This is a genomic window from Sulfurospirillum arcachonense DSM 9755 (genome assembly GCF_000597725.1).
Lineage (GTDB): Bacteria > Campylobacterota > Campylobacteria > Campylobacterales > Sulfurospirillaceae > Sulfurospirillum_A > Sulfurospirillum_A arcachonense.
The window spans coordinates 1-4775 of record NZ_JFBL01000028.1 but is presented as its reverse complement, the minus strand read 5'-3'; the positions used below and the strand labels follow the sequence as shown (position 1 = coordinate 4775).

The window sequence follows — 4775 nt, the reverse complement described above, 5'->3', positions numbered from 1 at the left end:
AAACCAGTATTTGGAAATGATGCTATTAGAATCAAAACACTTTATTGCTGTGCTGATTGTAAACCTAAGGTTATGCTTCAGGCTCATAGGAATGAAAGGAATGGATTATAATGATAAATAAAGAGGCAGTAAATGGAGCAAGATCACTATATTACGGCTTTTTAAGCAAGATGTTGGTTTTCTCTACAAATGAAAATCGTTATGAGGGTGTAAGTGAAGCACTTGATATTATGATTCAAAATCCATTAGATGAAAATTCTGGCGAAGCTTTAAAAGAAATCAAAGAGTTTATGGACTTGGGTGGTGTTGAGAGTTTTATACATGAGTATGATGATATTTTTAATAATCCTTCAAAACAAGCGTTAAGAACTACAGCTTCATATTATGATGAAGGTTTTGAGAGTGGTAAAAAGAGATTAGAAGTAAAAAACTTTTTAGCAAAAACAAAAATTAGAAGAGATGAAAAAAACTATAAAGAGCACGAAGATAGTGTAGGATTTTTAGTAACTTTTATGCATGAACTCATCGAGTTAATAGTAGCAGGTGAAAAATCTTATGATACTTTGCAACATTGTCTTTTTACAGAAATAATAAATGAATTTATAGATGAATTTATCAAAAATTTATATGAACATGACAAAGCAAATGTTTATAAATCTTTAGCGGTTGTATTTAATGCTTTTGTAGAGTTTGAGAGACTCTATTTTGATGTGGCAAAACCAGCACCAAAAGAAAAAGTAGTGAAAAAACAAGAGTCGTGTGAATTTATAAGTGATGAAGAAGCAGCACGTCGTAAAAGAAATCGAGAAGCAAAAGAAGCAGACACAATTGCTAAGGCAGCTAGTAATAATAGCTCATATGCGATTGATGAAGAAGACCCCGGTTTGTAAGTAGAGTGTAAATGAGAGGTTTTGAAAGAAAATGATGTTTTTTTTCAAAACTTCTTGGTGCAAGAGGTAAATTTAAGCAAGGAGGATTGTATGGCAGAAACTAGACGTAGCTTTTTAAAGAAAGCAGCAGTAGTCGGTACTGTCGCAGCAGCTGGTTCTATAGCAGCAACTGCAAGTACAGGCGAAGCCTCATACAGTTCAAATGGCGTTGTTGTAGGGAAATCTCCAAAGAAAGAGATTCTTTATAAGAAAACTAAAGCTTGGGATGATTTTTATCGTACAGCTTTATAGAAAAAGGAGAAATTGAGTATGACAAGTACTACTCAAAATGCTCTTTCGACTAAAATTGGTCGTCGTTCGTTTTTAAAAATGGCTGCAATAGCTGGTGCATTTGGTGCAACTAGTTCATTTGCAAGCGAAAACGTAACTAGACCAGCAACAGCGGAAGAGGTTAAAAACCCATTTCCTGGATCTAAAGAAGTAAAAACAATTTGTACAGCATGTTCTGTAGGTTGTGGTATTACTGCTGAAGTCCAAAATGGTGTTTGGGTTAGACAAGAGGTTGCACAAGACCATCCAATTAGTTTAGGTGGGCATTGTTGTAAAGGTGCTGATATGATCGATATGGTTAGATCAGAAGTAAGATTAAAATATCCAATGGTTAAAGAAGCCGGTCAATGGAAACGTATCAGTTGGGATACAGCCTATGAGCGAATTTCTAAGAAATTGAATAGTTTAAGAGAAACAAGCGGACCTGACGCAGTTCAGTTTTTAGGTTCAGCAAAAATGAGTTCAGAGCAAGCATATTATTTTAGAAAATTTGCTGCATTTTTTGGAACAAATAACACAGATCACCAAGCAAGAATCTGACATAGTGCAACAGTCGCCGGTGTGGCGAATACATGGGGTTATGGCGCTATGACTAACTCACTTGGAGATATCCAAAATTCTAAAGCAATTATTATATTTGGTGCAAACCCAGCGGTTAATCACCCTGTTGGTTTTCAACATTTCTTAAAAGCAAAAGAGAGAAATAATTCTCAATTAATTGTTATTGATCCACGTTTTACAAAAACTGCTGCAAAAGCGGATTTTTATGCTCGTATTAGACCTGGTACTGACGTTCCATTTATGTATGGTATGTTAAACATAATATTTAAAAATGGCTGGGAAGATAAAAAGTATATTGATGATCGTGTATACGGTATGGATGAAATTAAAAAAGAAGCAGCTAAATGGACACCTGAAAAAGTAGCAGATGTTACTGGTGTTTCTGCAGAACAATTAATGCAAATAACAAAAGTATATGCTAAATCAACTCCTGGTACATTAATCTGGGCTATGGGTCTGACACAACATTCAGTAGGTACATCAAATACTCGTTTAGCTCCAATACTTCAGTTATCTCTTGGTAACATGGGTGTTGAAGGTGGTGGTACTAATATCCTTCGTGGACATGATAATGTTCAAGGTGCTACAGATATGGGTTGTTTGGCTGATACACTACCAGGTTATTATGGTCTTAGTTCTGGTTCATGGAAATACTTCGCAAAATCTTGGGGAGTTGATTATGAATGGTTAGCAGGACGATTTAAAAGCAAAGACTGGATGAGTAAAAAAGGTTTTTCTTTAGCTCGTTGGTATGCTGGTGTTCTTGGCGGAAAACCAGGTGAAGATAAAATTCACAATGCAGGAACGAATCTTAAAGCATTGTTTGTTATGGGGAATGGTATCACTTCAATCGCGCAACAAGCAAAAGTTAAAGAAGCTCTTGATAACTTAGAATTAATTGTACTTGCTGATCCATTTGTAAATGAAGCAGCAATTTTAACTGATAAAAAAGATGATATTTTCTTACTTCCAGCTGCTACGCAGTTTGAAACAAGCGGTACTGTTGTTGCTACAAACCGTACAGCACAGTGGAGATATCAAGTAGTAGAGCCTATGTATGAATCTAAACCGGATCAAGATATCATGTTTGAATTCGCTAAAAGATTAGGTTTTTACAAAGAGTATACAAAAGCTATGTTAATGCGTGATAATAAAACAGAATTCAAGTGGCCAGAAGATGCTACAAATGAAATCGCTCGAATTATTAAAACAATCGGATTAACTGGTTGGACAGCAGATAGACTTAAAAAACATACAGATAATTGGCATATGTTTGATGAAGTAAGCCTAAGAGGTTCAGGTCCTATGAAAGACGAGTACTATGGTTTACCATGGCCTTGTTGGACAGAAACTCATGGTGGTAGTACAGTTCTTTATGACATTAATAGAAGTGTTAAAGAAGGCGGTATGGGATTTAGAAATAGATTTGGTATGGAACACAATGGTACAGATTTACTTGCAGGAAAAAGTTCAGCTCCTAAAGGTTCATCTAATCCAAATGGTTACCCAGAAATCAACGCTAAAAACATCGAAGCAGTACTAGGAATCACACTTACAGCTGATGAAAAAGCAAAAATTGGTAAAAACTGGAAAGTTGATACTTCAAATATTATTGCTGAAAAATGTATGAAAGCAGGAATTGCACCATATGGTAATGCAAGAGCTCGTGCTATAGTTTGGACATTCCCTGACCAAATTCCAATGCACAGAGAACCATTGCATTCACCAAGAACTGATTTGGTTAAAAAATATCCTTCATTCGAAAAAGATAAAGAAAACCATTTCCGTGTAGATACAAAGTATGGAACATTACAAAGTAGCAAAGATTGGGCAAAAGAATTCCCTATTAACCTAGTTACAGCTCGTTTAGTAAATCTAAATGGTGCTGGTATGGAAAATAGAGCATCTAAATATTTAGCAGCGCTTACTCCTGAAATGTTCTGTGATATTCATCCAGATCTTGCAAATAATCATGGAATTAGAAATGGCGGAATGATGACTATTCATTCACCAGAAGGTACACATATCACTGTTAAAGCTAAATTCTCATTTAGTGTTAGCCCTGATAGAATCTTTATACCATTCCATTTTGCAGGTGTATTCCAAGGAAGAGATTTAAAAAGTCATTATCCTGATGGAACTGCACCATATGCAACAGGTGAAAGTGCAAATACTGTTACTAACTACGGTTATGACATCATCACTCAAATACCTGAAACTAAAGGCGGATTATGCCGCATAGAAAAAGCGTAGGGGGTGTGAGATGAGTAGTGAAATGTCAAGAATGAAATTTTATTGTGACGATGACCGTTGTATAGAATGTGATGGTTGTAGTGTAGCTTGTGCAGAAGCACATGAGCTACCAGTTGGAATTAGTAGAAGAAAAGTAGTAACTTTACACGAAGGTATTGAAGGGAAAGAATTTTCAACTTCAGTAGCTTGTATGCATTGTACAGATGCTCCTTGTGAGCAAGTGTGTCCAGTGGATTGTTTTTATATCAGAGAAGATGGGATTGTTCTTCATGATAAAGAAGTGTGTATAGGATGTGGATATTGTCTTTATGCTTGTCCTTTTGGAGCTCCACAGTTCCCAAGAGATGGAGCATTTGGGACAAAAGGTGCAATGGATAAGTGCACCATGTGTGCGGGTGGTCCTTTAGAGACTAACTCAGTACATGAAAGAGAGTTATATGGTCAAAACCGTATAGCTGAAGGTAAAGTTCCAGTATGTGCTTCAATGTGTTCTACAAAAGCTCTTCTTGTAGGAGATAGTGAAAATATCGCAACAGTATATCGTGCTCGTGTAGCTTCTAAAGGTAAAGGTGTACAAACTGCTCCTTTTGGCTGGAGTAAGGCATACGGTCAGTAATGAAGGGAATTGTAATGAAAAAATATCTATTTTTCTTTATTGCGACATTCATGTTGGCATCGGCTGCATATGCAGCTGATAGCCAAATATGGAGCGATATGAGAATACAAAATATCCTAGGATAC

General features: G+C 36.1%; 4 protein-coding genes. All 4 read left to right on the top strand.

The genetic code is table 11. The annotated features are described in order from the left end of the window. Positions 1-110 precede the first annotated feature (110 nt). The 4 genes from K354_RS0113485 to fdh3B all read left to right on the top strand — a co-directional run bounded on the left by K354_RS0113485 (position 111) and on the right by fdh3B (position 4650). Positions 111-890, top strand: a complete 780-nt coding sequence (locus K354_RS0113485) for a TorD/DmsD family molecular chaperone (protein WP_024956001.1) — start codon at positions 111-113, stop codon at positions 888-890. Positions 891-980: 90 nt separating this feature from the next. Next, positions 981-1181, top strand: a complete 201-nt coding sequence (locus K354_RS0113480) for a twin-arginine translocation signal domain-containing protein (RefSeq protein WP_024956000.1) — start codon at positions 981-983, stop codon at positions 1179-1181. Positions 1182-1199: 18 nt separating this feature from the next. After that, positions 1200-4034: a formate dehydrogenase subunit alpha gene (locus tag K354_RS0113470; protein ID WP_084607381.1), complete on the top strand. Its 2835-nt coding sequence runs from the start codon at positions 1200-1202 to the stop codon at positions 4032-4034. A 10-nt stretch (positions 4035-4044) separates the two neighbouring features. Next, positions 4045-4650: a formate dehydrogenase FDH3 subunit beta gene (gene fdh3B / locus K354_RS0113465; RefSeq protein WP_024955997.1), complete on the top strand. Its 606-nt coding sequence runs from the start codon at positions 4045-4047 to the stop codon at positions 4648-4650. The last annotated feature ends 125 nt before the right edge of the window (positions 4651-4775 follow it).